The 25,690-nt window shown below is 59.2% G+C and carries 19 protein-coding genes and 4 pseudogenes; 12 read left to right on the top strand and 11 right to left on the bottom strand.

The window, feature by feature from the left end:
- Positions 1-524: 524 nt before the first annotated feature.
- Complete coding sequence (locus BF95_RS20105; protein WP_081764206.1) at positions 525-884, bottom strand: LysR substrate-binding domain-containing protein; 360 nt, start codon at positions 882-884, stop codon at positions 525-527.
- Positions 885-1,044: 160 nt separating this feature from the next.
- Here BF95_RS20105 and BF95_RS25760 point away from each other — a divergent pair.
- Positions 1,045-2,254: pseudogene (locus tag BF95_RS25760) on the top strand (IS256 family transposase).
- A gap of 183 nt (positions 2,255-2,437) precedes the next feature.
- Here BF95_RS25760 and BF95_RS26645 read toward each other — a convergent pair.
- Positions 2,438-3,495 (bottom strand): annotated as a pseudogene (locus tag BF95_RS26645) (IS630 family transposase).
- 210 nt (positions 3,496-3,705) lie between these two features.
- Here BF95_RS26645 and BF95_RS20125 point away from each other — a divergent pair.
- From BF95_RS20125 to BF95_RS30410, 4 genes are all read left to right on the top strand, one after another.
- Positions 3,706-6,084, top strand: coding sequence for a TonB-dependent receptor (locus tag BF95_RS20125; RefSeq protein ID WP_043153877.1), 2,379 nt, complete (start codon positions 3,706-3,708; stop codon positions 6,082-6,084).
- 86 nt (positions 6,085-6,170) lie between these two features.
- Positions 6,171-8,834, top strand: coding sequence for a branched-chain amino acid ABC transporter permease/ATP-binding protein (locus BF95_RS20130; protein WP_161774370.1), 2,664 nt, complete (start codon positions 6,171-6,173; stop codon positions 8,832-8,834).
- A complete protein-coding gene (locus BF95_RS30405) occupies positions 8,831-9,079 on the top strand; it encodes an ATP-binding cassette domain-containing protein (RefSeq protein WP_200867017.1) in 249 nt (82 codons plus the stop codon). Before BF95_RS20130 ends, BF95_RS30405 begins: the two co-directional genes overlap by 4 nt.
- 14 nt (positions 9,080-9,093) lie before the next feature.
- Complete coding sequence (locus BF95_RS30410) at positions 9,094-9,537, top strand: ATP-binding cassette domain-containing protein (RefSeq protein ID WP_200867018.1); 444 nt, start codon at positions 9,094-9,096, stop codon at positions 9,535-9,537.
- Here the strand turns inward: BF95_RS30410 and BF95_RS29695 are convergent.
- Positions 9,525-9,821, bottom strand: a complete 297-nt coding sequence (locus tag BF95_RS29695) for a hypothetical protein (RefSeq protein WP_235209897.1) — start codon at positions 9,819-9,821, stop codon at positions 9,525-9,527. The two genes, BF95_RS30410 and BF95_RS29695, sit on opposite strands and share 13 nt — an antisense overlap.
- On the opposite strand from BF95_RS29695, the pseudogene BF95_RS20145 reads away from it, so the two are divergent.
- From BF95_RS20145 to BF95_RS25780, 4 genes and pseudogenes are all read left to right on the top strand, one after another.
- Positions 9,730-10,742 (top strand): annotated as a pseudogene (locus tag BF95_RS20145) (ABC transporter substrate-binding protein). The gene BF95_RS29695 and the pseudogene BF95_RS20145 overlap by 92 nt on opposite strands.
- Complete coding sequence (locus BF95_RS25765; protein WP_051520142.1) at positions 10,742-11,476, top strand: TetR/AcrR family transcriptional regulator; 735 nt, start codon at positions 10,742-10,744, stop codon at positions 11,474-11,476. The pseudogene BF95_RS20145 and the gene BF95_RS25765 overlap by 1 nt, the downstream one beginning before the upstream one ends.
- Positions 11,473-11,934 (top strand): MFS transporter, encoded by a 462-nt coding sequence (locus BF95_RS25770; RefSeq protein ID WP_051520143.1) that lies wholly within the window; start codon positions 11,473-11,475, stop codon positions 11,932-11,934. The genes BF95_RS25765 and BF95_RS25770 overlap by 4 nt, the downstream gene beginning before the upstream one ends.
- A gap of 175 nt (positions 11,935-12,109) precedes the next feature.
- Complete coding sequence (locus BF95_RS25780) at positions 12,110-12,631, top strand: MFS transporter (RefSeq protein ID WP_268747187.1); 522 nt, start codon at positions 12,110-12,112, stop codon at positions 12,629-12,631.
- A gap of 471 nt (positions 12,632-13,102) precedes the next feature.
- On the opposite strand, the gene BF95_RS20160 is transcribed toward BF95_RS25780, so the two are convergent.
- Complete coding sequence (locus BF95_RS20160; protein WP_043153885.1) at positions 13,103-13,855, bottom strand: DUF6118 family protein; 753 nt, start codon at positions 13,853-13,855, stop codon at positions 13,103-13,105.
- 18 nt (positions 13,856-13,873) lie between these two features.
- Positions 13,874-16,864: pseudogene (gene traA, locus BF95_RS20165) on the bottom strand (Ti-type conjugative transfer relaxase TraA).
- Between the two features lie 173 nt (positions 16,865-17,037).
- On the opposite strand from traA, the gene BF95_RS20170 reads away from it, so the two are divergent.
- Both BF95_RS20170 and BF95_RS20175 read left to right on the top strand, forming a co-directional pair.
- On the top strand, positions 17,038-17,343 hold the full coding sequence (locus tag BF95_RS20170; RefSeq protein WP_043153887.1) for a conjugal transfer protein TraD: 306 nt from the start codon (positions 17,038-17,040) through the stop codon (positions 17,341-17,343).
- Between the two features lie 22 nt (positions 17,344-17,365).
- On the top strand, positions 17,366-17,596 hold the full coding sequence (locus BF95_RS20175; protein ID WP_043153889.1) for a conjugal transfer protein TraD: 231 nt from the start codon (positions 17,366-17,368) through the stop codon (positions 17,594-17,596).
- Here the strand turns inward: BF95_RS20175 and BF95_RS20180 are convergent.
- Together BF95_RS20180 and BF95_RS20185 are read right to left on the bottom strand one after the other, a co-directional pair.
- Positions 17,593-19,107: a HEPN domain-containing protein gene (locus BF95_RS20180; protein WP_043153891.1), complete on the bottom strand. Its 1,515-nt coding sequence runs from the start codon at positions 19,105-19,107 to the stop codon at positions 17,593-17,595. The genes BF95_RS20175 and BF95_RS20180 overlap by 4 nt on opposite strands.
- A 52-nt stretch (positions 19,108-19,159) precedes the next feature.
- Complete coding sequence (locus tag BF95_RS20185; RefSeq protein ID WP_235209898.1) at positions 19,160-19,843, bottom strand: hypothetical protein; 684 nt, start codon at positions 19,841-19,843, stop codon at positions 19,160-19,162.
- Positions 19,844-19,884: 41 nt separating this feature from the next.
- On the opposite strand from BF95_RS20185, the gene BF95_RS28120 reads away from it, so the two are divergent.
- A complete protein-coding gene (locus tag BF95_RS28120; RefSeq protein WP_043153892.1) occupies positions 19,885-20,073 on the top strand; it encodes a hypothetical protein in 189 nt (62 codons plus the stop codon).
- Between the two features lie 33 nt (positions 20,074-20,106).
- On the opposite strand, the gene BF95_RS20195 is transcribed toward BF95_RS28120, so the two are convergent.
- The 4 genes from BF95_RS20195 to BF95_RS20210 all read right to left on the bottom strand — a co-directional run bounded on the left by BF95_RS20195 (position 20,107) and on the right by BF95_RS20210 (position 25,168).
- Positions 20,107-21,876, bottom strand: a complete 1,770-nt coding sequence (locus BF95_RS20195) for a ParB/RepB/Spo0J family partition protein (protein WP_051520146.1) — start codon at positions 21,874-21,876, stop codon at positions 20,107-20,109.
- Between the two features lie 607 nt (positions 21,877-22,483).
- The gene (locus tag BF95_RS20200) at positions 22,484-22,894 is read right to left on the bottom strand and encodes a response regulator (RefSeq protein WP_051520147.1); all 411 of its coding nucleotides are present in this window, start codon (positions 22,892-22,894) and stop codon (positions 22,484-22,486) included.
- Positions 22,891-23,916: an HWE histidine kinase domain-containing protein gene (locus BF95_RS20205; RefSeq protein WP_043153894.1), complete on the bottom strand. Its 1,026-nt coding sequence runs from the start codon at positions 23,914-23,916 to the stop codon at positions 22,891-22,893. The genes BF95_RS20200 and BF95_RS20205 overlap by 4 nt, the downstream gene beginning before the upstream one ends.
- A 529-nt stretch (positions 23,917-24,445) precedes the next feature.
- On the bottom strand, positions 24,446-25,168 hold the full coding sequence (locus BF95_RS20210) for a Crp/Fnr family transcriptional regulator (RefSeq protein WP_043153896.1): 723 nt from the start codon (positions 25,166-25,168) through the stop codon (positions 24,446-24,448).
- Positions 25,169-25,690: the final 522 nt, after the last annotated feature.

Here is a 25,690-nt window from a genome sequence, read left to right on the forward strand (position 1 = left end):
CTCCAGCGCCTGGTGCAGCATCATCATATCTCCTGGGTCAATTTTCGCATTGAAATTCAGGATGTCAGGATGGCAAACCTGTAGGTTGCGCAATAGGACCTTTGGTCAATTGCGAGAAGCCACGATAATCGCTTCTTCCAAGGCTAACCGCGCTGTCAGTGATTGTGTGTCCACGAAAGGCTTGATCCCATTCTTCGATAGAGTGTGTTCGCGTTTATGGCCGGTTCCGCCATGATCCGTCGTTCCGCAAACCAAGCGCGAATGACAGCTTTGTCCCACGATACGGCGGTCGCTTCCGACGGCGGCCGACCAGAATCAGCCATTCACGATAGCCATTATGAATTTCGGCTCCAGACAAAAACTGCCGATAGCACGACCTAATGCGGCCAGGCAGCTTTGCCCCTCGACCCCGCCTTTGAGACCTATCGGCAAGCATGCCCGCTTTCAGGCGATCTTTAGGCGCTCCGCTATAGTCAACATTGGGGCGCAAAGCAGCCGCAAGCTCGAATCACCGTGCTTCGAGATCAGATTGCCGTTGATCGGCCGGTGAACATATCCACGGTCACATCGCTCAACCAGTCCAGAAAGACCTTCATCCTGCCCAATCGACTGGCCTGCTCCGAATACAGCGCACTGACCTGTAGAGCGGGTGTTCTGAGCTTGTCGGCAAGGAGCGGCACGAGCTTTCCAGAGCTAATGTCCGCATCGATCATGTAATCGGAAAATTGCGCCAACCCGCACCCTGCAAGGACCAACGCACGCACCGCTTCACCGTTATCCGCATGCAACGAAGGAGGGATGCGGATCGGGCTTGAGTGCCCTTCGAACCACCAGTCGTTGAGGCGCACGGGGTTCCTGAAGGCGACCTGCTTGTATCGCTTCAGAGGTCGTGTCCCGGCGCGTGGTGTAGGTTTTGAGGGTAGCGAAGCTGACCGGACGCGCGCTCATCGATAAAGCGCTGTAGCGGCCGGTCAGTTTCGCGGGTGGTCACCGGCGAACTTCGGATAAGTTTGGGTTGCGAAGCTCAACTTACGGAGACCACCGATGACCAATGACAAGATGGACCTGCACGCTCTGGTTGGGAAGACAGCCGACGGCGATTTTCTACGCGACATGATCGGCTTTGCCGCGCAGCGGCTGATGGAACTGGAAGTGGGCGGTGCGACCGGCGCTGCCTATGGTGAGAAAGATCCTGAGCGCCTCGCGCAGCGCAACGGCTATCGGGGATCGGGGACTGGGGAGACGCGRGCAGGSACGGTCGAGCTGCGGATCCCCCAGCTGCGCAAGGGAACATATTTTTCCAGGGTTTCTGGAGCCCCGCCGTATGGCAGAGAAGGCACTGACGGCCGTCATCCAGGAAGCTTATATTCAGGGAATCTCGACCCGCTCTGTGGACGATCTGGTCAAAAGCCATGGGGCATGAGCGGGGATCTCAAAAAGAGCCAGGTCAGCCGACTGTGCGTGGAGATCGACGAGCGGGTGAAGGCTTTTTCTCGATCGTCCGATCGAAGGAGACTGGCCCTATCTCTGGATGGACGCGACCTACATCAAAGTGCGGCGGGCTGGCCGCATTGTCTCGGTCGCCGTCATCATCGCCGTCGGCGTCAACAGCGATGGCCGGCGCGAAGTGCTCGGCATGGCGATCGGTCATTCCGAAGCGGAGGTCTTCTGGACCGAGTTTCTGCGCAGCCTTGCCCGTCGCGGTCTGCGCGGCGTGAAGCTGGTGATCTCAGATTCCCATGAAGGCATAAAAGCCTCCGTCGCCAAAGTCTTCAGCGCCACCTGGCAACGATGCCGGGTTCATTTTATGCGCAATGCGCTGGCGCATGCTGGCAAGAGCGGACGCCGGGTCGTGTCGGCATTCATCGCCACCGCTTTCGCCCAGGAAACTCCAGAGGCCGCAAAGGCCCAATGGCGTAGCGTCGCTGATCAATTGCGCCCTACCGTGCCAAAACTCGCTGCCCTGATGGACAGCGCCGAGGAGGATGTGCTGGCCTACATGACCTTCCCAGCCCAACACCGCACGAAGTTGCACAGCAACAATCCGATCGAGCGGCTCAATGGCGAGATCAAGCGGCGTACTGATGTTGYCGRYATCTTCCCCAACGAAGAGGCGATTACCCGTCTCGTCGGCGCTATCCTTCTGGAACAGAACGACGAATGGGCCGTCCAACGCTGCCGCTACATGACACTTGAGAGCGTCTCAGGTTTAAGCGATAATCCCATCATCACGTTGCCTGCCATGGCAGCATGATCAATCCGGCTTAGCCGGAGGTCGCTGTGGCTATCCCAGCGAACCTACACCACGCTGTGGGACACGATCAGCAAAGGCAAGTCGCACTCACCCATTTAGCTGGCTTGGCGCGCAGTCCCGCGTCGCGCGCATATGACACGGTGGTCCTCAGCTTCCATTCCAGCTTATACCAAGACTCTCTGATCAGAACCTGTGCGCCCATTGGCGAAGTCCGATTGTCATGATGCGCCAGGGCTGATCGATGAGGCAGTTCCAGGCAAAGCAGCAATGGTCGACGATATTGTCGTAGGACGAAAAGATGCGGTTCGAAAGCCAGTTATCGCGCATAAACTGCCATAGATTTTCGACAGGGTTCAACTCCGGGCATTTGGGCGGCAGCGGCAGCAATGTTATATTGGCGGGGATGGTCAGTGCGCCGGACATATGCCACCCGGCCTGATCGAGCATGAGGACGGCATGGGCCCCCGGCGCCACCTGGCTGCTGATCTCAGCCAGATGCATGCCCATCGCCTCGCTGTTGCAATGGGGCATAACGAGGCCCGCGCTTCCCTTCAGCCGGACAGATAGCGCCAAAGATCCAGGCCGATGCCGACGCAGATCGCGGGGCGGCTATTGGTCTGGTTCCCCGTTTGGCCCAGCGCCGGGTGAGTTTGGTCTGCTGGCCGATCCGGGGCTTCGTCCTGCCACCACAGCTCTATGGGCGTGCCTTTGGGGAGGTCTTGCGGATTTGCGCCAGACGGCGGGAACTCTTTTTTAAAAAATGGCAATATTTGCGAGGTCCTGCGCGTGATGCGCGGGCGAGCCGAGAGCTTGCGGTAGCCCATGGTCCGCAGTTCATGCCCCAGCGCCTGCTTGCTGATCGAGATATTGAACTCGTCCCATAGCCACTGGCCCAAATCAATAATGCGCCAACGCACAACGCCATGGATGGCAGGGGTCGGCCCCGTATCAATGATCTCCTCCAATGCGCGGCGGTGCCTGTCATTGAGGATCGTTGTCGGCCCTGGCGCCTTGCGGGTCATCAACCCGTCGGGGCCCTCAGCGTTGAAGCGAACGACCCAATCCCGCACGATCTGACGCGTCACCCCGCCGACAAGGGCTGCATCGCTGCGGCTGTGCCCGTCCAGGATCGTCGCGATTGCCAATAATCGACGTACTTGCGCCCCGTCCTTGCAGCGCCGCGCAACGGCACGAACATCGCCTGCGCTGAAATCTCCACGGAGCTTGATCGGAACAGACATCGCAAACCTCCTCCAGTTTGCGATGTTGAATCACGTTATCGCTTCTTGCGATAGGCCCAACGAGTCAGATCCCACAAGCCTTGGTATTATTCTTGACTCCGCCCCATGTCGCGCAACCTCGGAACAAATTTTTCGTCCCCCTACCATTGGGCAGGAGGTTCAACGACCGCCCCTTCTTAAGTCGACTGCATTAATAGGGAGGGGACCAAAATGATAAATCGTTCCGTGTTCTGCGTATTATTGTCCGGCGTGTCGGCTTTCGGCATTCCCACTATGGCTCGCGCCCAACTGGATGGATTGCCGCAGTCCGACCAAACTGCATATCCTCGGGGTCAGGAGATCATTGTTACCGCCCGGCGACGCGAGGAAAATCTTCAGGATGTGCCGGTTTCGATCACGGCCTTGGGTCCAGCGGCGCTTGAACGTAGTACAATCCAGTCGGTTCAGGACATTGGGACCATCGCGCCAGGCCTTCGCTATGGAGCGGAGGGTGGCAAAACTAGTGCAACGGTGTCGCTGCGGGGTCTGAGCCAGACCCCGTTGGGTGCCGGTACGCCGGGTGTCGTGCAATATTTCGCTGATATACCGCTGCCGTCCGAGGGTTCGAACATCCCGACCTATGACCTAGGCAGTATTCAGGTTTTAAAGGGGCCGCAGGGTACATTATTCGGGCGCAATACTCTGGGTGGCGCGATCTTGATCACGCCGCAAGCACCAGAACGTGAGTTCGGCGGATATGTAGAAGCGACCTACGGCCGTTTCGACTACAAGGAATTGGAAGCTGCCATCAACATTCCGCTGGGCGATATCGGCGCATTCCGTGCCGCGGGCCAGATCCGTCGCCAGGACGGACGCACCAAGAATTTCGAAGGGGGGCCTGACTTCGACAATATCCATCAGGACAGTTTCCGCCTGTCGCTCTTGCTCGAGCCTTTCGAGGGGTTCAGCAATACAACGATTTTCGACTGGTATGAAGGCGATGAGCGTGCAGGTGGCTTGTATCTATATCGCAATAATCCGGGAGTCGTCCCTGGACTCTCGACGATTCTCGATCCGCAGATCCAGTCTGCCTTATCGACGCAGCGCCAGAATTTTTACGGGGCGTTCCAAGGAGAGACCAATGGTGGCATCGCCTACAGCAAATCATGGGGTATCACCAATCGGACAACGCTCGAACTAGGCAAATTCACGCTCAGGAATATTTTTGGCTATCGAAAAAGTCGGCAGGAGCAGCTGATCAATTCTGGCGCCGTGCCAAGCTTGCTGCTGCCCAATGGCGCTCCCTTCACGCTCTTCAGCGCAGCGTCTCTAAACGACCGAAAATATCTTACCAACGAGACACAGGTTCTTGCCGAATTTGGACGCGTTGAGGCGATCGTCGGCGCTTTTTACGGGAACGACAAGCCAAACGGTCCGTCAGGCAGTGGCTTCAAGGCATTCTCTGCCGTCGCTGCGCCACGGCCGGCAGTTTCGATTCATTATGTGAATCGAAACTACGCGGTGTTTGGTCAAGTCAATGTGCCCATCACCGAACGCCTCAGCCTCGACCTTGGCGGCCGATACAGCTGGGATGAAGTGACATCCTGCGGAGGGGCTATTCCAGGTGGTTATGCCGATTATGCAACATGCCAAGAAGTGGCAAATAGAGGATTGCCTACGGATGGCGTTGGCATTGTTGGGACAAAGAGCGAGGAGCCAAGTTGGACAATTGCGCTTAATTACCAGTTGACTGACGATGTCCTGCTCTATGGCACGACCCGTCGCGGCTACAGAGCCGCGAGCGTAAACACTCCCTTGTTCGAAAGCGCATTCACAACCGGAGGTGTTGCTCCCGGCTGTGGTTTCACCACTCCGCCTGCAACAGGACAGTGTCCGGATCTGCGACCCTTCCAGTCGACTGGAAAGGAAATTCTCACCGACTATGAGATCGGTTTCAAATCCAAGTTCCGCTTGGGAACAGCGACTGGCCGTTTCAACATTGCCGCCTTTTACAACGACTATAAGGACGCGCTTCAGTTTCTCAACGTCTTGGGGACGGGGATACCGCAGCAAGGTGTGCCAGATGCGCCCAATCGCACGGCGATCGCCGCGAATGCCGCCGATATTGCGATCTACGGCATCGAACTCGACGCATCCGTCAGTCCATCGCCGGAACTGACAGTGTTCTTCAATGCGGCTTTTACGAAATCAGAAATAAAGAAGATCGTGTTGCCACCCTTGCAAGGGTTTGCATTCAGCGAAGGCAGCATCACCCTACCGACGCCAGATTTTTCGGGCACGATCGGCGTAAATTGGATCCTGCCCTTCCGACCCGCCGATAGCGATCTCGTCTTCAATAGCGACCTTTATATGACCGATGATTTCGGTGGCCAGAATGGCGAACGTCTGCCGGGCTACGTCCTCGCCAATGCGCGCCTAGATTGGAAGGATATCGGGCGATCCGGCCTGGATTTGGGCTTCTACGTCAAGAACCTGTTTGGCGAACGCTACTTCTCCTCTCCGTCGATCCTAGGCCTGCCACTTCCCATCGCCTCGCTTTACACCGGCGATCCACGCACTTGGGGGGTGAGCGCACGTTTCGCATTCTGATGTCGTAAATTGAGTGGCGGCGACCGACACCGCCGCTACTCACCGACCTCATCCTCTCAGGCAGCGAGTGGTGCATGAACCAAATATTGGAATTTGCCGTACTTGGGCTCGGAACCGGCGCAGTATATGCGCTTGCCGCCCAAGGGATGGTACTGATCTATCGCGGATCCGGCATCATCAACTTCTCTCATGGTGCCATGGCTTTGTTCAGCGCAGCGCTGTTCGTGGAACTACGCGACGACAATGGCCTTCCCGACATTTTTGCGGGTCTACTGGCCGTTCTGGCAACCGCGATGATCGGACTGATCGTCGACGCGGGAATTATGCGCCGTATTCGCGCCGCTTCGCCACTGGCGCGATTGGTCGTGACGCTGGGCGTGCTAGGCGTTATCGAATCCATTGTTATCATCCGCTATGGCTCCAGCCTTCGCTTTGTCGAACAATTCCTCCCTTCCGGGCAAATTGATCTTGGTGGCAACGTCACTGTGGGCGCCGACCGGATCATCCTGTGCGCAATTGCCATCACCCTGACCGTACTTCTCTGGTTGGTCTATCAGCATAGTGAATTCGGCCGCCAGACAACGGCGGTTGCTGAAAATCCTCGATCGGCCGCTGCGCTGGGCATTTCGGCTGAACGAATCTCCACGCTGAACTGGATGCTCGGCAGCGGTCTTGCCGGTCTTGCCGGCGTGCTGCTCATCCCGCTGACCGGACTGATGCCGGTCATCCTCGTGCTGATGATCATTCCGACCCTAGCGGCCGCGCTGGTCGGACGGTTTTCTTCTTTTCCTCTTACACTTTGCGGCGGCGTGGGTATCGGTATCGCACAATCGCTGATCGGCATGAGCGGCTTGGGAGCGGGCTGGACGACCTCACTGCCCTTTCTGGTCATCATCGCGGTACTGGTATTTCAGGGGCGAAGCCTCCCGCTGCGCGGATTCATCAACGATCAGTTGCCGGCAGTCAGCATGCCTCGACCGCCGGGCTGGGCAATGGCGGGCGGCATCATGCTGTGCGTCGTACTGATCCTGTCCCTTTCAGAGGATTATGTGAACGCTATCACCGGATCTCTGATAGTGGGCGTCATCCTTCTGTCCATTGTCCTTCTGACCGGGTTAGCGGGGCAGGTTTCGCTTGGCCAATATGCCTTTGTCGGCCTGGGCGCGTTCATCTCGGCCCGTTTGGCCGATCTGTACGATTTGCCCTTTCTCGCCGCTTTTGTGTTCGGTGTGGGACTGACGACGCCGCTCGGCCTACTGCTCTCCCTCCCGGCATTGCGCACCCGTGGCGTCAATCTGGCCGTGGTGACCTTGGGACTAGGCGTCGCGCTCGACAATCTGATCTTTAAGAACAAGGATCTTACCGGCGGATTCGAAGGAACGCGGATTGATCCGCCCAGCCTGCTGGGATGGGAGATTGATTCCATCCTATATCCAGAGCGATATGCACTTGTCGCTTTGCTTCTGTTTGTGCTCTGCGCCGCTGCAGTCCTCAATATTCGCAGGGGCGCCAGCGGCCGACGCCTGCTGGCAGTTCGGTCCAACGAACGCGCAGCTGCGGCGCTTGGAATCAGCGTGACGGGCGCCAAACTCTATGCCTTTACCCTCGCAGCCGCGATGGCATCCTCTGCGGGTGTACTGTCGGCATTCCGCTTTCCCAATGTCCGTTTCGACATCGGCTACACCATGTTCAATTCGATTCCCGCCGTGCTGATGGCATTCCTGGGCGGGATCGGTTTTGTTCTGGGTGCCGTGATCGGCGGGGCCATCGCGCTCGGCGGCATCGTGAACGAGGTGCTATCGGGCCTGTTCGACCTTCAAGAGTGGCAGGGGCTTCTCATTAGCGGCAGCGCGATCGTAATGGTGATCGTCCATCCTGACGGCCTCGCGCCCATTCTGGCTCGGCTGGGCGCGAAGCGAAATAACGCCCATACCCGCAAGAATGTGTCTGTGGTCGACGATGGGCATGTCACTCCCTGCGATGGAAAGCCGCTAGTAGTCAGCGACGTCACCGTGCGTTTCGGAGGTCTTGTAGCGCTGGAGCGGGTCGGTTTCACGCTGCGCCCGGGCGAAGTTGTCGGCTTGATCGGACCCAACGGTGCCGGGAAAACGACCCTGATCGACATGATTACGGGCTTTACGCGACCCCAGTCGGGTTCACTAGTGCTCGATGGAAAGTCGATCGACAGGCGCTCCGCCGTCAAAAGGGCGCGCTGCGGTATCGGGCGCACATTCCAGAGTTTGGAACTGTTTGACGACCTAACAGTAGCCGACAATATTCGCGTGGCATGCGACTCCGCCAGCTGGCACAGCTATCTGAGGGACCCCTTCCGGCCCAGAAACGTGCCACTGCCTGCGGCCGCGCATTATGCGGTGCGCAGTTTCGGTCTGGCCGACAGCTTGGACCTACTTCCATCTTCGTTGAGCTATGGAGAACGCCGCCTGCTTGGCATCGCGCGCGCCGTTGCGGCCCAGCCTTCGGTCGTCCTGCTGGACGAACCGGCTGCCGGCCTGGGACAGGAGGAAAGAGCGAACCTGGCCAAGCTGATCAGAAGCCTAGCAGACGAATGGAATATGGCGGTGCTGTTGGTCGAACATGACATGAATTTGGTCATGGACGTCTGCGACCGCGTGGTCGTGCTGGATTTCGGACGGAAGATCGCGGAAGGTCCGCCGGGCGACGTCGCCAATAACCCCGATGTCGTCCGGGCCTATCTGGGTTCGGCCGATATGCAGGAGGAGGAAGCGTGACAGCCCTGATCGAAACCAGGGGTCTTGCGGTCGGCTATGGTTCGCGCGCAGTAGTCAGCGGCCTCGCTCTTCATGTCGAACCCGGCGAGGTCGTTTCGTTGTTCGGTCCAAATGGCGCGGGCAAGACTACCACGCTGCTGACCTTGGCAGGCGCACTTGCCCCCATCTCCGGGCAAGTCGTTCTGTTCGGTGATGTGGCATCCTCGCCTTTGCACATGCGCGTGCGGCAGGGACTAGCTTCATAACTGACGAGCGGTCCATGATCAGCAAGCTGACGGCGCGCGACAATCTGCGCTTGCGCGGAGGGTCGGTAGACCGGGCGCTGGAGATATTCCCCGAACTGGAAGATCATCTCGATCGTCCGGCTGCGCTCCTTTCGGGCGGCCAGCAACAAATGCTGGCGGTCGCTCGCAGCCTGGCCTCGCAGCCACGGCTCCTGCTGGCCGACGAGCTTTCGCTGGGCCTCGCCCCGCTGCTGGTGCAGCGACTTCTGAAAGCCGTGCGCGCGGCGGCCGATCAGGGCGTTGGCGTGCTGCTGGTCGAGCAGCATGTGGCACAAGCACTGGCCATCAGCGATCGCGCCTACTTGCTGGGGCAGGGCACCGTGGCGATGGAAGGGAGCGCGGAATCGCTGAAGGAGCGGCTCGACGATGTCGCGGCCGCCTATCTTAAAGGCCACCCGGCCTCCCATCACCCGGCTTGAGGAGAAATGCCGATGCAGTGGACCAAGCCTTTACCCGCCGCTCTTTGCGCGATGGCGCTCTCATTACTGCTTGCGGGGTGCAGCGAGAGGGCAAGCAAGGCTGTAGATGACGGAAAGTCGATCAGGCTCATGTATATCGGCCAGATCACCGACACCGCCAATGCGACGCCCTTGCCCGAATCTCTGGCCGGTGTGGAGGCCGCGATTAAGCGCATCAATGCCGAGGGAGGGATCAACGGTAGGGTGATCACCCTGATAACCTGCGACGACAAGGCAGATGCCAACGAAGCCGCCAAGTGCGCCCGGCAGGCGTTCGGGAAAATGTCTCGGCGACGATCGGCAACAACTCGAATTTCGGCGAAGCGATCCTTTCTGTGCTGGAACGCGGAGGCGTCGCCAGCATCGGCCAGCTTCCTATTACCCAGCAGGATTTTGCCAGCCCCGTCGCCTTTCCCCTGCAAGCCGGTTCGGCGGGCATGATCGCCGGTGCGGCCAAGCTCCTCGCCTCGCAAGGCGCGACGGCTATTGCCCTTGCGGCCGTGGACAGCCCAGCCGGCGCGCTGAATGAACAGTTCGCCAACGCCGGACTTGCGGCAACATCGGCGAAAGTGCTCGGCTTGACATTAGTACCAATAGAGGCACCGGACTATGCCAGCTATGCGGCGACGGTCGCGCGCGGGAGCGACGGAATACTGATTGGCATGAATTCCGATCAAGCCGGCCGCTTCGTGCAGTCGCTCAAGCAAGCGGGTGCGAGCCAGCGCATTGCACTCACTGTGGGAGCGGTTCCGCCGTCGATGGTTATCCGACTAGGCGCGGCGTCTCAAGGGCTGCTTGTCACGTCCCCCTTCCGGCCAATTGAAGCAGGCGGCGCATCTAACGCCCAGTATCTCGCGGACATGAAGGCCTACGCCCCGAGGGCAAAGAAGAACGTCTTTTCGCAGGGCGGATGGGTTGCGGTAGAGACGTTTGTTAGGGTGATGAAGGCCAGAAAAATCACCGATTTTTCGCCGGCCAACGTGCTCGACGTCATGGGATCGCTGGAAGATTTCGACGCCGGCGACATGATCCCACCGCTGACGACGAACACGACCTTGCCGGCGCCCTATAACCGCCTGTTCGTGAACAAGGTCATGTTTGCCAGAATTCAGAATGGGCAGCTCGCGCTTATCGACGAAGAGTGGCATGGCGGGCTGATCCAATAATGCTCGAGGCAACCACCACTGTTCAGCGGCGGAGGCAGCGACCGACGCGAATCCATGCTCAAACCACACGCATGCATCTTCTTGAGGTGGCCGAACGCCTTTTCGCCGAACATGGAATAGAAGGCGCCTCGCTCCGCGCCATTTCGCTCGCTGCGGGACAGAGCAACAGCGTAGCGGCCCAGTATCATTTCGGAAACAAGATCGGTCTGATCGAAGCCATTTTCCAAATGCGTACCCCTGAGGTCGAAAAGCGCCGCGCAGCGCTGTTGGACAAGATGAAAGGGAAGGATGCGCTGCCCGATATCAGAACCCTTGTGGAAGTACTCTTTTTGCCATTGACGCAAATGGTCGAATTGGACGGACGGAATATCTACGCAAGGTTCCTCCAGCATTTCCTCAGCGATTCACATTTGCTGGCGATCAGGAGTCACCCATTAGGCCGACAGAGATTGGGTCTGCCGTCGGATGGCAACAGTGCCACTTATTCAGCGGTAGAGATGATGGTCCGGCAATTGCCCAACATTCCTGAAATTGTCGTGCGAGACCGGATAGTAATCCAACTACGCTCTTTTCTGGGCGCTCTCCTGCATTGGGAAGCCGCGCAGAAATTCGACAAGCACCCTTGGCCCTTTGAAATAATGGTGACTGATCAACTTGACGGCATCGCAACCGTCATATCCATGCCCGTATCCAGCGCCGTGAAGGATCATTTCAGCGCCATCGCGCTCCTGTGATAACGAATATCCCGCTATCTGGCCGCGCCATCACGCTCCTGTGCGTCAGCAGTCTTTCGCTCCTTTCGGGTGCGGCAATCGCTCCCGCGCTGCCTGGCATTGCCGCGCATTTCGCAAATGCACCGCACGCGCCCCTGCTTTCCAGACTGGTCCTCACCGCCCCGGCCATTGCCATCGCCATGTTGGCGCCGATCATAGGCATACTGATCGACCGGTCGGGCAGACGAATACCTTTGCTGATCGCGATAATGTCCTACGGCGTGGCTGGTCTGGCCGGACTGGTACTCAACGACCTGACCGCGTTGCTTGGCAGTCGCATCGTCCTGGGCTTTGCGGTCGCCGCGACCATGACCATATCCACCACATTAATCGGGGATTATTACAACCACGAGACCCGTGCCGATTTTTTCGGTTTACAGACCGCAGTTCAAGCTTTGCCGGCCTCGCCTTCACATTGATCGCCGGCATGCTTGCGGAGATAAGCTGGCGGTGGGCCTTTATCCTCTATGGCGTCGCATGGCTGATTCTGCCGGCGGCATTTCGTTTTCTCGCCGAACCGCGAGGGGAACGTGCCGCTAGTTCGGAAGCGATGGTGGTTCCTGTCGGCTTTCCCTGGTCCCTCGTTCTGCCGCTATACATGTTGCTTGCGCCAACAGCATCCTGTTTTATCTGGTGCCAACGCAATTGCCGTTTTTGATGAATGATCTGGGTGTCGCCAGCCCGACGATGATCGGCCTGGCGATCGGCACTACACCCGTCCTGATGACAATCTGCTCCCTCAACTATAACCGGCTTCGACGGGGGCTGACCTCCGACCGCATCTTTGCCATCTCCTTTGCGGCGATGGCGGTGGGCAATCTGCTGCTCGCACTCGCCAGTCATTGGGCGTTGGTTATATTGGGAACAGCCGTCATCGGCGTCGGCATGGGCTTTTTTTTGCCGAACATCGTGTTGACGACCATGGCGACAAGTCCGGAATCCCGTCGTGGCAGTGTGGCCAGCGGTTTGACCAGCACGACCTTCCTCGGCCAGTTCCTGTCGCCGCTAATCTTTTACCCGGTGTTCGATCACTTTGACGGGGCAACTACCTTCCTATTGGGGGCTGCTTGCCTTGCCATAATTGCTGTCTTGATGTCAAAATCATCGTCCCGCTAACACACAGGTTGCCATCTAACGTGCTCCAGTCACCAGCAATGGCAGGAGAACCGGCCTCATTTGGAATTGAATACATCTACATTGGCGCGCGGCGAATCACAGCTTACCCGCGTCACCAGCTTGAACATCTTCTCATGGATATGAGTGTCCTCATCGTCGTTCATGAAGGCATTGGAACGTCGTTAGCTGGGGTGAGGAGCGGACTCAGCCGTACACGTTGCAGAACACATCGATTTCGGTCACGAGCCGCGCATTCGTGCGCTAATGCCGTGAATACCGGCACCGCGTGGCTACGTCATCGCAGGCGGCGTCCGACAATCACTGTCGGATTGGCTAGTTGTCCGACAATGGTGGTCGAAGGGTTTTCCGTCACCTTTCGATTGTCGCTGGGCGAAGCCGAATGGCCGCGCGCTACATAACAAGCGCCGAAGCGGCCAGTCGGCTTCTCGAAGGAAGCCCCAAGCCGACCGATCAAGGTTGCGACATCCTTACTCTGACCGTGCAACTTACCGGCCCCTTGGCCTTAGCTGCTGCCCTCTGACATGCGGAAATGCTGTCGCGGTTCTCCCGCGCAAGGTCGGCGGCGTCCACAATCGCCTGCCAGCCGTCCGGGTTACCGGCGCGCATGAGTCGGATACCAGCATCCCATAGTGACGGCTCGCCCAGCGTGCGACGGGCAACCCTTTCCGGCCAAAGCCAGCTTTGCGGGCCGATGCTGGCCGCCCAGCCGGGATAGATCAGCCACAGGAGCGACACGGTTAGTGCCGCGCCTCCGCCGCTATAGAGCATCTGCCAACGCTGTTCCTGCTTGGTGCGAACAGCGCCGACCGCGCGCATCTGATCCGCATGGGCTTGATGATGCAATTCCAGCGATTTCTTGATGGTCGCCTTGTCCGTCTCGCGCGCAGCCTGCGCCGCGTCGCCGATCCGTCCCGCCATGTTCTCCGGCGTCAACTGCATGGCGGGTGCATCCATGATTGTCTTCGTCTGCCCCGCCAACGTTGCAAGATAGCCGTTCATCTTGGCAAGCGTTGGCCCATAGTCGGGGAACTCGATACTCTGCTTCTCGATGGCGATATGCTCAAGCGCGCGGGCCATCACCGCCATGCGGCCTTCAAGCCGTTCCTCCATAGCAGCCACGCGCTCTGAGAGGCACGCGAAGGCCTCGGCGGCGGCATTGGGCCGGGGTTCCGGTTCGTTCAAAAGGCTCTGCTCGTCGTCCATGTCATGGTCTCCTTGGGGTTAGCGGCTCATGCCGCGACTGATGTCGCGTCCGTGATCGAACGGGATGGATGATGTGAGGTCATGGGATAGGCTGCGGCCAACCTGCTGGCCGACCTCAATGCCAAGTTCGCGGCTGCGCAGGCCCAGCACCGATTCAAGCTGGGCGTCGCGCTCAAGGCTTTTCGCCATGCCCGCCATCTGCTGAGCGGCACTTTTCGCCCCCCGGAAATTGCCATCGCGCACAAGCTCGGCATGATGGCGCTGCAATTGCTGCCACCCTTCCACGAAGCGGTCGGCCCGCTGGAAGGGGTCCATGCGGATTTCGGTTTCCAACTGCATCGCCCGCACCGCCGCCTGGCCGCGCCCCTCGGCGGCTTCGCGGACAAGCTCCGGGCTGCTGCGGAACGCGCTGTTCAAGTCGGACGAACCTTCGGGCCGGATGGCGTCCAGAGCATCCCGCGCCCTGTCGAACGCCTCGCGCTGGTGCGGCATGGTGTCCATACCCTGTGCGCGGGTCTGCTGGATTGCGTCCAGCGCTTTGGCGTAGCGCTCCACCGCCCCGCGCACGCCGCCAGCCCGAAGCGGCTGCGCGTCATGTTCGGGTTGGCGCTGAACGGCCCGCTCCTGCGCGGGCGGCTCAGCCTTCGGCTGAAAGCCCGCAAATATGTCGCGTTCCTGCTGCGGCGGGATAGTGGGCCGGAAATTGTCGAACATCCCGCGCGCTTTCTCGACAATCGGCCTGACGATTTCCGCGACCCGCTCGCCAAAGCTAATGCCGCGCCGTTCAGCATATTCCCTCGCCGGGTCGCGTGTCTGTAATCGGTCGCCATATCCTTGCCGCGTTCACGGCTGAGCGTGCGGACAAGCCGGGACTGATCGCGGAAATCGTCGCGGCCATAATGAAGCGCCATGCCATCACGGTGGCGGGACATGCGACATAAGCGCCGTGACGATCCATGCCCGGCGTCGCCAGCACATGCGCCCTGTCCACGGTCATGCCCTGCGCCTTGTGGATGGTGGCGGCATAGCCATGGTCGAGGGCGCGATAGTCTTTGATGTCGAAAGATACGGAACGTCCATCATCGGTGCGGACGGACATATGGCCCTCGCTTACCTTCTCGATGGTGCCCAGCGTGCCGTTCTTCACCTCAAGGCTGCGCTCGTTGCGCAGGAACATGATGCGGTCGCCAGATGCGAACAGGCGGTCGCCGCGCTCGGTCTTCACCTGGCGCTCGTCGCCCAATTCGCCCGCGCTGCGCATTGCCGCGCGCGCCGCCTCGTTGAGGTCGCGCACCTCTGCATTGGTGTGGGTCAGGATGATGCGGCTCGCATCTGGGTTTGCCTGCCGTTCGCGATCACATCGCTCGACGAGTTCACGCCGCGCATCCTCGCGTGTCTTGGCCTGATGCACCATGCCCTTGTCGGCATAGGCTGCAACGGCCTCGCCGGTCCTCCCGGTGGCGAGATGCCGCGTGGCGTTTTGCTGCCATCCTTCATGCTGGCGACGGACCTGGGTGATCTCGACGCCGCCATGGCGCTCATGGATCGCGCGGAACGCTGCGCCTGCCTCGATCGACTGCAATTGCTGTGGATCGCCCACCAGCACGACCTTCGCGCCAACATCGGCGGCATGGGACAGCACGCGCTCCATCTGGCGCGTGCCGACCATGCCCGCTTCGTCAATCACCAGAACGTCACTGGCGGTCAGAAGATCGCGGCCCTGCGCCCAGCCATGTTCCATGCTGGCGATGGTGCGCGAATTTATACCCGAGCCGTTCTCCAGACCCTCGGCGGCGATGCCCGCAAGCGCCGTGCCGCGCACGTTGAGACCCGCACTTTCCCACACGTCGCGCGCCACGCCCAGCATGGCGCTTTTGCCGGTCCCGGCATAACCCAGCACCAGTGACAATCCGCGTCCGCCCGTTATATGACGCAACGCGGATTCTTGCTCTGCCCCCAGGGTAAGGCCCGTACTCTCGGCGGCGCGAATGGCGTAGTTCGCAGCGCCGAGAGACCATCGCTCCGGTCCATCGCAAGCCGGTCAGCGGCGCGGCTCATCCGCTGCTCGGTCTCGATCATGTCGCGCGAGGTAAACCGATCATCGCCGCGCCCGTCCTTGCCCAGGGCGATCAGGTCTGGCGAGCCGCGCACTGCGCGCATGGCGGCGTTGAACTGCTCCTGCCCATCACTATGTCGGTGGATGAACATGGCCATGTCGCGAGTGGTGAAGGTCGCCTGCTGGTGGGTAATGGCGTTGAGCGCGATGCCGGGATCGGCGATGATGCGTTCGCCATTCTCCCGCGCGATCTCGCGGTGCAGTTCGGCGCGGTCGGCTTCCAGTCCTTGGCGCTCCATCCGGTGCGCGGGACCGCCGATCTTGCTTTGCGGTTCAAGGTCGATGCCCTGATCGGCAAGGCTGCGGCGGTCGATGCGCGCGTCTATATCGAGTTCGGCAAGGCGCGCGTTGACGTGGGTCTCCCAGCGTTCGCGCCAACGCTCGACATTCTCATGATCGTTCCATTCGCGCACCTTCGCTCCGAAACCAGCGGTGCCGTCCTCGCGCTGCACAACCTCTCGCATGGTGAGCATGACATGCGCGTGCGGCTTGGGCTGGCCGTCCGCGCCTATGTCCCAATGCACATTGAGGTCGGCGATCATGCCGCGATCGACAAACTGCGCGGACACGAAATCGCGGGCCAGTTCGATGCCCTGCGCCTTGGTCATTTCACGCGGAATGGCGAACTCGACCTCGCGGGCAAGCTGAGCGTCCTTGCGCTTCTCGAATGCCTCGACATCGTTCCAGAGGCGTTCGCGGTCGCGCCATTGTTCCGGCGCGCCTTCGGGCAACATGATTTCGCTATGCTCGACGCCTGAGCGGGCGCGGAAATCTTGGGGCCGATCGAGGCGCTCGTCGTGCAGACGCTCGCCTGCGCGATAGGCGGCGGCAGAGACGGCGGAGCGGCCCGCCGCGCGACTGATGACCTGAACGGAGAAATGGAAGATCGCCATGACGATCGTCCATCTACTACGCGCAAGCGCACGTCGGAACGACGTATAAGCGCGCCCTTCTCGAAAATTTCTCGGACGGGACTAGGCGGTGTCAGGCTGTCCCGGCGACTCTACTGCGCAACAGGAGCGATCACCTTATCATAGCGCCATCATCACTCAATGGAGACTTTACGATGCGCAAGCCCCGCGATTTTGATGCGGAACTCAAAGCCCTGGCCGATAAGGCCAAGGCGCTCAGGGAGCGGCGCGTGCGCCAGCTTGGCGAACTGGTGACGGCGACCGGGGCCGATACGCTCGATGCCGATGTGCTGGCCGGGGCGCTGCTCCATGCCGCTACGGTGAAAGACGCAGCGACAAAGGAGGGATGGCGCAAGGCGGGCGCGGCCTTCTTTCTCGGCAAGGGCGGCAAGCCTGCGGGCGAACCTGCTGGCCAGCAAAGCGGCACTCTCCCGCTCGATGGCGGCGCGGCATCGGCTTGAGGCTCGGAAGGCACGAACCGACATGCGGGATTGGCAGGTCAAGCGGCGGGAAAGAACGCGGCATCTGATCGAACTGGGCGGCCTCGTCATCAAGGCGGGGCTGGTCGATTTGACTGACGATGATCGCGCCACGCTCTATGGCGCGTTCCTCACGGTTGCCGATAGACTGCGCGGACAGGAACGGGCCAACGCGCTTGCCCTGTGGAAGCGCAAAGGCAAGCGGGCGTTTGAGGCGGAACAGGGTGGCGATTAGCGCGAAACTGACAAGCGCACATTGCTGTCCGGTTCTGCCTCATACTCGACCGTCGCCACCACGGGCGGGCTGCTCTTGTCGCAATAGCGCACGGTGATGAAGTCTTCTCGGATCGCGGGGCACAGGCCGGAGCCATAGAGAATGTCCGCGAGCGCATCGAAGGTCGTTGCCTTGGCGCGGTAGGCCCCGGTCCATCGCACCGTCCAAATGTCCTCGTTGGCCTTGACCCGGTAGCCCGCCCTTTCCGCAACGTCCATGACCGCGCCAAGCACCGTGTCTGCGCGCACGTCGAAGTCCAGCACGGCGGACAGGTCGGCTGGTTTGGAACGGACGACTTGCGCGGACTTTACCCGCAATAGAGTTGCCTCGGCACCCGCCATGAAGAAGCACAGGCAGACGATCGCCAAGGGCAGATGGTCGACCCAGCCCATGAACCTGTCGGAGCGCCAGAATCTGCGAATGGGAATGATCGGATTCCATTGGCCCTGCGATGGGGCGGCACGTCGCACGATACGCCATGTCCGTTGCAGCATATTGGCGCGGCGCGCAGGCTGGGAAAGGGCTATCGCCGTTGTCGGTCCTGCGGGCGGCGGAAGCATTGGCGCTGGCTGACTTTCGCCGAGCGAAGCCTGATGATCCGCAACCGCGCACGCCGCACGTTCCGCCAGTATCTCTACCCGCGCGAACGCCCATGACAGTTCGTCGCCCGAAATGCGGTAGGATCGCCCATAGCGCGCTTCGACATAGGCGCGGCGAATACAGCCGAACGCGCGCCGCTCGAATCGGCTGTCGCGCGGCCATGCAGAACACAGGTGCGGGTCCAGCGCTTCCGCTGCCTCTCGCAGTTCATCCAGCGCATGGGTGCGCGGGGCCTGCAGGCTGATCGACCACAAGACGGACAGATAGAAATGCTCGCACGCCTGATGCAGCATCAGCGCCGCCATCGGCATGTCGCCCCGGTTCCGGTAGAACGCTGCGCCTGCTAGAAATCCGGTGCCGCGCTCATGCCACCGGATGAACTCCGCCACGCCCCGGATAGCCCGTTCTCGCGCTGGCAGGTGGCGCGGCTCTTTCACCCGCAAGCCCTCCATCTGGTAGAGCGCGATACCCTGCTCGGCGATGGTGACGAAATGCGGGACGCCTTCGACAAGCGCGCCGTTTAGCCGCTCAAGGCTTTCGACCGCCAACCGAACCGGGCGGGTGATTTCGCCATGCTCCCACGCGCGGCGGAGCCGATCACGCACCAGCCGCCAGTCGCGTTCGCTGCGGGCAAGGCGAGGATAGTTGACGATCGCCAGCAGGCGAAATGCTTCACCCGGCGCGATTTCGTACCAATCCTTCTCGGCATGGGGACCGTGCAGGATCAAGGTAAGGATACGGCCCGCCCGGAAATGTTCGGAGCATCGGCCCTTGGTCGCTACCTCGAACGCCTCGAAAAGGATCATGGTAACGTGAAGAAGCTCGTCGCGGATCGGCGCTGGCAGATGCTCGGTATCCGTGCGCAGCATCATGACCACCTCTCCTGACGATAACGCTGCCAGCCGTTGGGGCGAGGATGGCCGGTCACTGCGTGCACGCGATCAAGCAACGCGCGCAGCAGCGGGTCGATTCGCTCGACCGTGAAACCGCCGTCATCGGGTTTCGGTTCGCCAAACAGGCGAACCCTGTTCCATTGCCAATAGGGGCTGAGGATAGCTGCCAGTCGGCCCATGTCGGGACAATCATGGCCCAACCCCGTGGCATTGGCATAAGCCAATGACTTGGCGACGCGCAGGCCGATATGCCGGGCGTTCCAGCGTCGGGAAATCCCACATCGAGCAGGTGCGATGACAACGCAAGCTGGGCTGTTATGCCGGCCTTGTAGAGATAGTCATGCCAACCAAAACCGGTTGCCTGCTGCTGATCCGGGAAGAACCCCTCGGCAATATGATAGCGGCGGCGGCTCAACGCCCGCCCGTCCTTCGTCCGCGTCATGATCACGGGCTCATCGCCATAGTCTTCGTGGAGCGACGTGAGAGCATCGCTCCACGGCGATTTCGGCGACATGGCGGCGGCTGTAATTGGCGCGGTAGCGAGCGCGCGTAATAGACCGCGCCGTGAGGTGCGGGAATCGTTCGAATCAACAGAAGGATAATCACGCGCAGCCATAGCCATGCCCTCCATCATTCCGCCCTTCCGAACGGCAACCACCGTATTCGGAAGGGCTATCAGATATCGCTTATAGGCAGATTGACGATTATTTATCAATAACCGATATCCGTTATCTGACTTGCGATTGAATGAGCGCTATGGCGGGTTACGACACCCGGATGGGAAGACCGCCGCTTGGAGTGAAAACCACCGTCATTCGCTTGCCCGAAGGGCTTGCCGAGCGGATCGATGATCTGATTGGCCCCAATCGTCGTGCCAAGTTCATCCGGGAAATTGTTGAGCGCGAAGTCGAGAAGCTGGAAAGCGCACGAGCCCAGAAAAAATAGCCGGGAGCCTCGATGCCCCCGGCTTCCAAAATGTCATGCCGCTTGGGGCAGATTAGTTTCGTTTGAGCCTCCCGATGTCATGCTGGCATCTTCTGACGGTGTCTCGCCTAGTGTGGAAACAAGGTTCCAGCGCTCCACGCTCCCGACGCCACCACGGTCGGTATAAGCGCTCGGCGGAAAGGCCATCCAGCGCGGCACCCACCCGTCCACTTTGCTGCGCCCGCCTGTTCCAGCAAGACAGTCGCGCAAGATCTGGCGCTGCACCTTGACGCTTTCCTTGGCATTGGCGGCGGCAACTTCTTCGCCTGCCACCTCCGCGACAATCCGGCCGATCACTTCGCGGTCGCGGACAAGATCGAGCAAAGTGTCGTCAGCCTGCCAGACCGGGGCCATATCGACGCCCAACTGCATACCCAACAATTCGATGATTTCGCTACCGGCTGCCAAGGATTCGCCCATGACGATGGCAAGGACGTCCAGCACCGCCTCGTCGGGCAAGGTCATCAAGCGGAGGAACAGGCCGGGCAGGCCATGGTCGTCACAATAGCCATTCACCACGGTCGGCGTATCGGGATCAAAGCCCAGCATTGCCAACACCGCGCGGCGCTTGGCGTCAAAGGTCGCTTCCGATGCGCTATTTTCCACGCTCTCGGCGATGGCATCATTATGGGAACGCTGCCGTTCCACGTCGATCCGCCACAGGGGTGACCCGACAATGGCATGGGCGATCATTAGCCGCAGGGCTGTCGATGGCTGCGATACGAGCGACGCGCGTACTGCGGCATGACGATGAAGGTCGATATAGTTCTGGATCGGCGCGCTGATTTCAGGACGGATTGGCTTGGCAAGCGTTTCGCCTTTCTCTCGCTTCCGCGCCTCCTTGGTCGTGACATAGCCTTCGTGGAAGGTAACATCGCCGCGATGAGTGATGGCAACGAAGACGTTACCGCCCTTGGATTTGACGCACCGCTCATGTTCCCATGAATGGAAATGGGCACCCCGCTCAAGAATGACGACGTCCCGCCATCCTGCATCGCGATAGGCTTGCGCCCGATCCTCGACCGCTGCCATCTGCGCCGTCCAGAAGTCGGCGGCACTGGCAAAATAGCTGTCCTCGCCGAACAGGTCTGAAATGATCTCGCCGCTATAGCTGGCAAGGTCGAACAGCGCGACCTTGGCGGAAATGCTGCTCCCGCCAAATAGCCATGATTTCAAATTCTGACCGTAAGGTGCGTGATGGGCAGCATCGTCCAACAAGGCCAGCCATTCACGCTGCTGCACCTTGGAGGCAAGGGTCAGGTGCCGAACAGTGACGGCATCGATTTTCTCGGCTCGATAGAGATTGCGGATGCGCGGCAGGAGATTGCCCAAGGCAAGGGTGCGCTTCACCTGCAAGGTCGTAAGGCCGAAGGTCAGCGATATATCCTCCACGCAGCGCCCTTCGCGCACCAACCGGGTGAAGGTTTCGCACTGGGTCATTTCGTCGGGGTCGAGCCGAGCGATATTCTCTATCAGCGACGCCTCCAGTGCTGCCGCATCGTCTCCGGCTTCTATTACGGCACAGGGCAGCGGCTCCACGCTCCCCTCTTCCTGCGCCACGACCATTGCCGCATGATAGCGCCGCTTGCCTGCCACGATTTCATAGGTGGTCGGTGAACCATTCTGGCGCACGATAAGCGGCACGAGGATGCCCCGCGCCCGGACGGACGGGAGAATATTGGTGAGGTCCGGTGCCTTCTTCACGCCACGCATGTTGGCAGGCGAAACCGAGAGGCAGGCGATGTCGATATGCTTGAGTTCCATTGTCCTTACTCCTTGCTAAAACACCGGCCCCGAAATGCGGGGTGGGCGGCAAGAGCGACCGGAAGGCGCGTCGGCAGAGGCGGGCTGCACCTGCAAGGCTGAAACGAAGAGGAAGACCCGGCACCGCCGGGTTGCGGCCCGCCGCGACGCGCTTACAGGGTAGCGACGCCCACACCGCTTGTCGGAGCCATGCCAACATCATCGCGCCCGGCGCGATGGCCGCCAGGAGCGGCGAAGCCGATCCCTCGCGTCATGCGATCGTCACGCCGAAGGCGACGAGACGGCGCGCAGCACCGGCTCGGTGGAGCGCAGCGGAATAGAGCGCGACCGGGCGGCACGCACGGGGACGCCCTATGGCTGAAGAACTTTCCGCTATACGTTTACTCGATTTCATGAATCGGAATTTCGATCGCGCTTCTCTAACCCTGCAGCGGCGCGGAGCGATTTGGCATGTGTATTTCAATTGACGATTGGGTCCGTGCCGCCAAGATAAATTCTGGCATGGATTGGGGCACGATCGTAACGCCGGAACACGCTGTTCCATTTGCGATAATCATCAGGGAGGTGGCACCACTAGTAGATTGATTCCAACATTTGGTGCCCGCGCCTACCCTCGCTCAACCGGGTCATACTTTACTTCTGTGGTAAGGCGCATGGTTTGAGCTAGTTGCTCGAATACTGCGGTGAAAGTGGCGCGAACATAGGGTTTTCTAAGTACGGGCCTGTCATCGAAATCCTGGCGATCGCCATGGTCGCCATAGCCCGTAGAGAATGCAAACGGGATGCCAGCATGCACCAGAGCATCGGCGACGGAGTAGCTGTTCTCGCCTCCTAGATTGACATCAAGAAGTGCCGCGTCGATTGCATTTTGCGCGAGCAGCGTAAGCGCATCAGCAACGTTGGCAGCAACGTGGATGCTGTCGCAGCCAAGTTCCTCGAGAGCTATTTCGACACCCCTTAACACAAGCATTTCGTCCTCTACGATGAGGATCCGACAGCCTGCCAACAGGCGGCTCATGTCTCGCTGCTTACTGGGGCGGGAATGTCGATCGTACAGGCCACGCCGCTCTCCAAAAAGTTTAGAGTCACTATGCCGTCCAGCTCATGTGCGAGCCCCCGTTCAATAACCCAGGACCCAAAGCCCTTATGCGTTGGAGGTGTCACAGGGGGGCCGCCATGCTCCTGCCACCGTAGAACGAGCCGATCCCCGGCCACATCCGGCACTAATTCCCAACTTACCGTGATTAATCCGGCATCAACAGAAAATGCGCCATATTTGACGGCGTTGGTTGCGAGCTCATGGAGCGCGATCGTCAGGGAGAGGGTGACTTTGGGGGAAAGATGAAAATTATCCCCAGAGATAGTGAAACGCTGAGTGTGTCCCGCGATGACTTCAAACGGATGCAAAGCCGTATCGACCAGATCGTGCAGGCCGACGCCTTCCCACTTGCTTATGGTGAGCAGATCATGAGAGCGGGATAGCGCCAGAATACGCGATTCAATCGCGTCTCGAATTGCCTCCGGCTCTCCCGACGAGCGAAGCGCCTGCGTAACAATCGACTGAACCGTAGCAAGGGTATTTTTCACACGGTGGTTCAGTTCGTCGATAAGCAGCCTACATCGAGCATTATCCTGTCGAAGTCGAGTGACATCGATGAGCGAAAGAAACTGCTGCACTATCGTACCATTATCGTCGCAAACCGGGCTAACATACAAAGACGCCCAAAACTCCGTCCCGTCTTTTCTTTTATAGTGAAGTTCCGGTTCAGCGCAGCCTTCGCCGCGAAGAGCGGCTTCTACTATCTCAACCGTCGTCTGATCACATCCTATCGTCAATAGCGACTGGAAGCTCTTTGCCAATATCTCTTCCCGTTTATATCCAGTTAGAGCCAAAAACGCGTCGTTGGCGAAAACGACTGAATAGGTCGCCTTATTATCCGTAAAAATCATAGGCATGCGTGTTTTTTCAGCTGCCACCACAAAGGGGCCTAGGTCATGGCGGAATGCATCGACCTCAGCTTCAGATTTTTTTTTGATCATCTGACTTTGGTGTTATATCAACCATCGGTTCCTAACACTATAAAGCTGATACATTAACGCATAATTGTTGGGCGATATTAATATAGATTATTATTGTCATGATACATAGCTTAACCATTTGGAATTACGTATTAATAATTGTTGGATTTTCGCCATGCGATAGAGAGGACACTGCTTTCATGACAGGTTTTTATTTTTAACTATCTGCTGCCGATTGTGGATGTCCCGAACCGTCGGATCGTGTCGCCGTGAAAGAGAATGGCGTGCACATTCCTGGGGTCAAAAGGCTTCGGTTAGAACCTGAACCCGCTACTTATCGCTCCCGCGCCACTACTATTCGGGCTAGGTGAACACCGTCGTCGGCCTCGTCCAGCGGTCTTAAGCCTTAGCGGACAGTCGCGATGAGCCAAGGAAATGCCGCTGTCGGCAATTGAGGATCGAAACCCGTCGGCTGAATGGCAACGAAGGGGTCGATATGCCTGAGGTTAAATGCCACGTTCAAATTGCGGGAGAGCAGCCCAGCTTTAGCTCAGCCGGTCATGCGCAACCGGCGATGCAGATAATTGTCGTCGAAACCAGCGATCTGAACCAGTTTTACCGGATCGAGAATAGTAACGCTACCGCGCTTCAGCGCCATTGCGCCTGCCAGCCGTAGATCCTTCAGCACACGATTGATGTGAACTGCAGTCATGCCAAGGGCATCGGCGAGAACGAGTTGGGAAAGGGGCAGGGAAAATTCTTCATCCCCAGTCAAACCGATATTCCGTGCCCGAAGGTAAAGTTCGCAGATGAGATGTGCCACGCGCTCAGTCGAACTGCGTCGACCCATACTGACGATCCAGGCGCGCATGACACTTTCGTCCACTAGTTGCGCAGAATACATCGCTTTCGCTATGTTTGGATGATCACGCATCATAGTCTCCATGTCTGTTTTAGAGACCGTTGCGACCGTCGCGGCCGTGATTGCCTGAATACCGTGATCCATTTCCGCAAGCAGCTTGATATGCAAGTCGCAGGCGTCGCCCGGCATCAGAAACGCCATTATCTGGCGCGTACCGCTCGGCAGGATTTTATAACGGCAGACCCAACCGTCCAGAACCACAAACATCGGCCCCGGCTCATCGCCCTCACGAATTAAGTCCTGCCGGGGCGAATAGCGGCGAGGGTGCGAGGTAGCGTTCTCGATTATTCGGACATCGCTGGCTGTAAGTTCAGCCAACCCGCCCAATTTTTTTACAAAAGGGTTAGCCATGGGCTGTCCTACCCCCGCTAGGTCTAATTTGATATTGATGAATGTTGTTGTTCAATATTATTGTATGTTGTTGTTCTTATTGCCACCGCCCTGTATCAGCTCGGTATCGTTGGCAGGCTTCACCAGCGTCGGCGGCTGAAAGCGCAGATATGCTTTTCGCCTGTACCTGAGGTTTTTATAATGCCCCCACAAACGACAATTATCCAGCAAAAGCCGGGGCGGTTCCCCTATCATCACCGGATGCACATGGTCCTGCAGCCTTGCTACTTATTGAAAGCCTGATCCACGGACTTTGTGAAAAATGGAACGCTCCTGACCTATGAAGCAATCGACATTGTGGAACGGGCAGTCAGTGTACAGCGTGATCGGGCTGAGGCGACAGATGGCTCCAACGCACAGATGTGGGAGTCGCATGTGCTCCTTGCATCTATCGTATCCTCACTCAGAGTTGACGAAGACAAGCCCTGAACCGCCCCCGGCTTTCCCTGATGCATTTTTCAAWTTCAGTCTTCGACCTCTGAA

This window comes from Sphingobium sp. Ant17, assembly GCF_000588875.1.
Classification (GTDB): Bacteria; Pseudomonadota; Alphaproteobacteria; order Sphingomonadales; family Sphingomonadaceae; genus Sphingobium.

Bases quoted from the DNA above. Each gene is read 5' to 3' on its own strand.
- BF95_RS20125 (WP_043153877.1), top strand. From the start codon at position 3,706: ATGATAAATCGTTCCGTGTTCTGCGTATTATTGTCCGGCGTGTCGGCT.
- BF95_RS30410 (WP_200867018.1), top strand. From the start codon at position 9,094: ATGATCAGCAAGCTGACGGCGCGCGACAATCTGCGCTTGCGCGGAGGG.
- BF95_RS25765 (WP_051520142.1), top strand. From the start codon at position 10,742: ATGCTCGAGGCAACCACCACTGTTCAGCGGCGGAGGCAGCGACCGACG.
- BF95_RS20160 (WP_043153885.1), bottom strand. From the start codon at position 13,855: ATGGACGACGAGCAGAGCCTTTTGAACGAACCGGAACCCCGGCCCAAT.
- BF95_RS20170 (WP_043153887.1), top strand. From the start codon at position 17,038: ATGCGCAAGCCCCGCGATTTTGATGCGGAACTCAAAGCCCTGGCCGAT.
- BF95_RS20175 (WP_043153889.1), top strand. From the start codon at position 17,366: ATGCGGGATTGGCAGGTCAAGCGGCGGGAAAGAACGCGGCATCTGATC.
- BF95_RS20180 (WP_043153891.1), bottom strand. From the start codon at position 19,107: ATGATGCTGCGCACGGATACCGAGCATCTGCCAGCGCCGATCCGCGAC.
- BF95_RS28120 (WP_043153892.1), top strand. From the start codon at position 19,885: ATGGCGGGTTACGACACCCGGATGGGAAGACCGCCGCTTGGAGTGAAA.
- BF95_RS20195 (WP_051520146.1), bottom strand. From the start codon at position 21,876: ATGGAACTCAAGCATATCGACATCGCCTGCCTCTCGGTTTCGCCTGCC.
- BF95_RS20200 (WP_051520147.1), bottom strand. From the start codon at position 22,894: ATGAGCCGCCTGTTGGCAGGCTGTCGGATCCTCATCGTAGAGGACGAA.
- BF95_RS20205 (WP_043153894.1), bottom strand. From the start codon at position 23,916: ATGATCAAAAAAAAATCTGAAGCTGAGGTCGATGCATTCCGCCATGAC.
- BF95_RS20210 (WP_043153896.1), bottom strand. From the start codon at position 25,168: ATGGCTAACCCTTTTGTAAAAAAATTGGGCGGGTTGGCTGAACTTACA.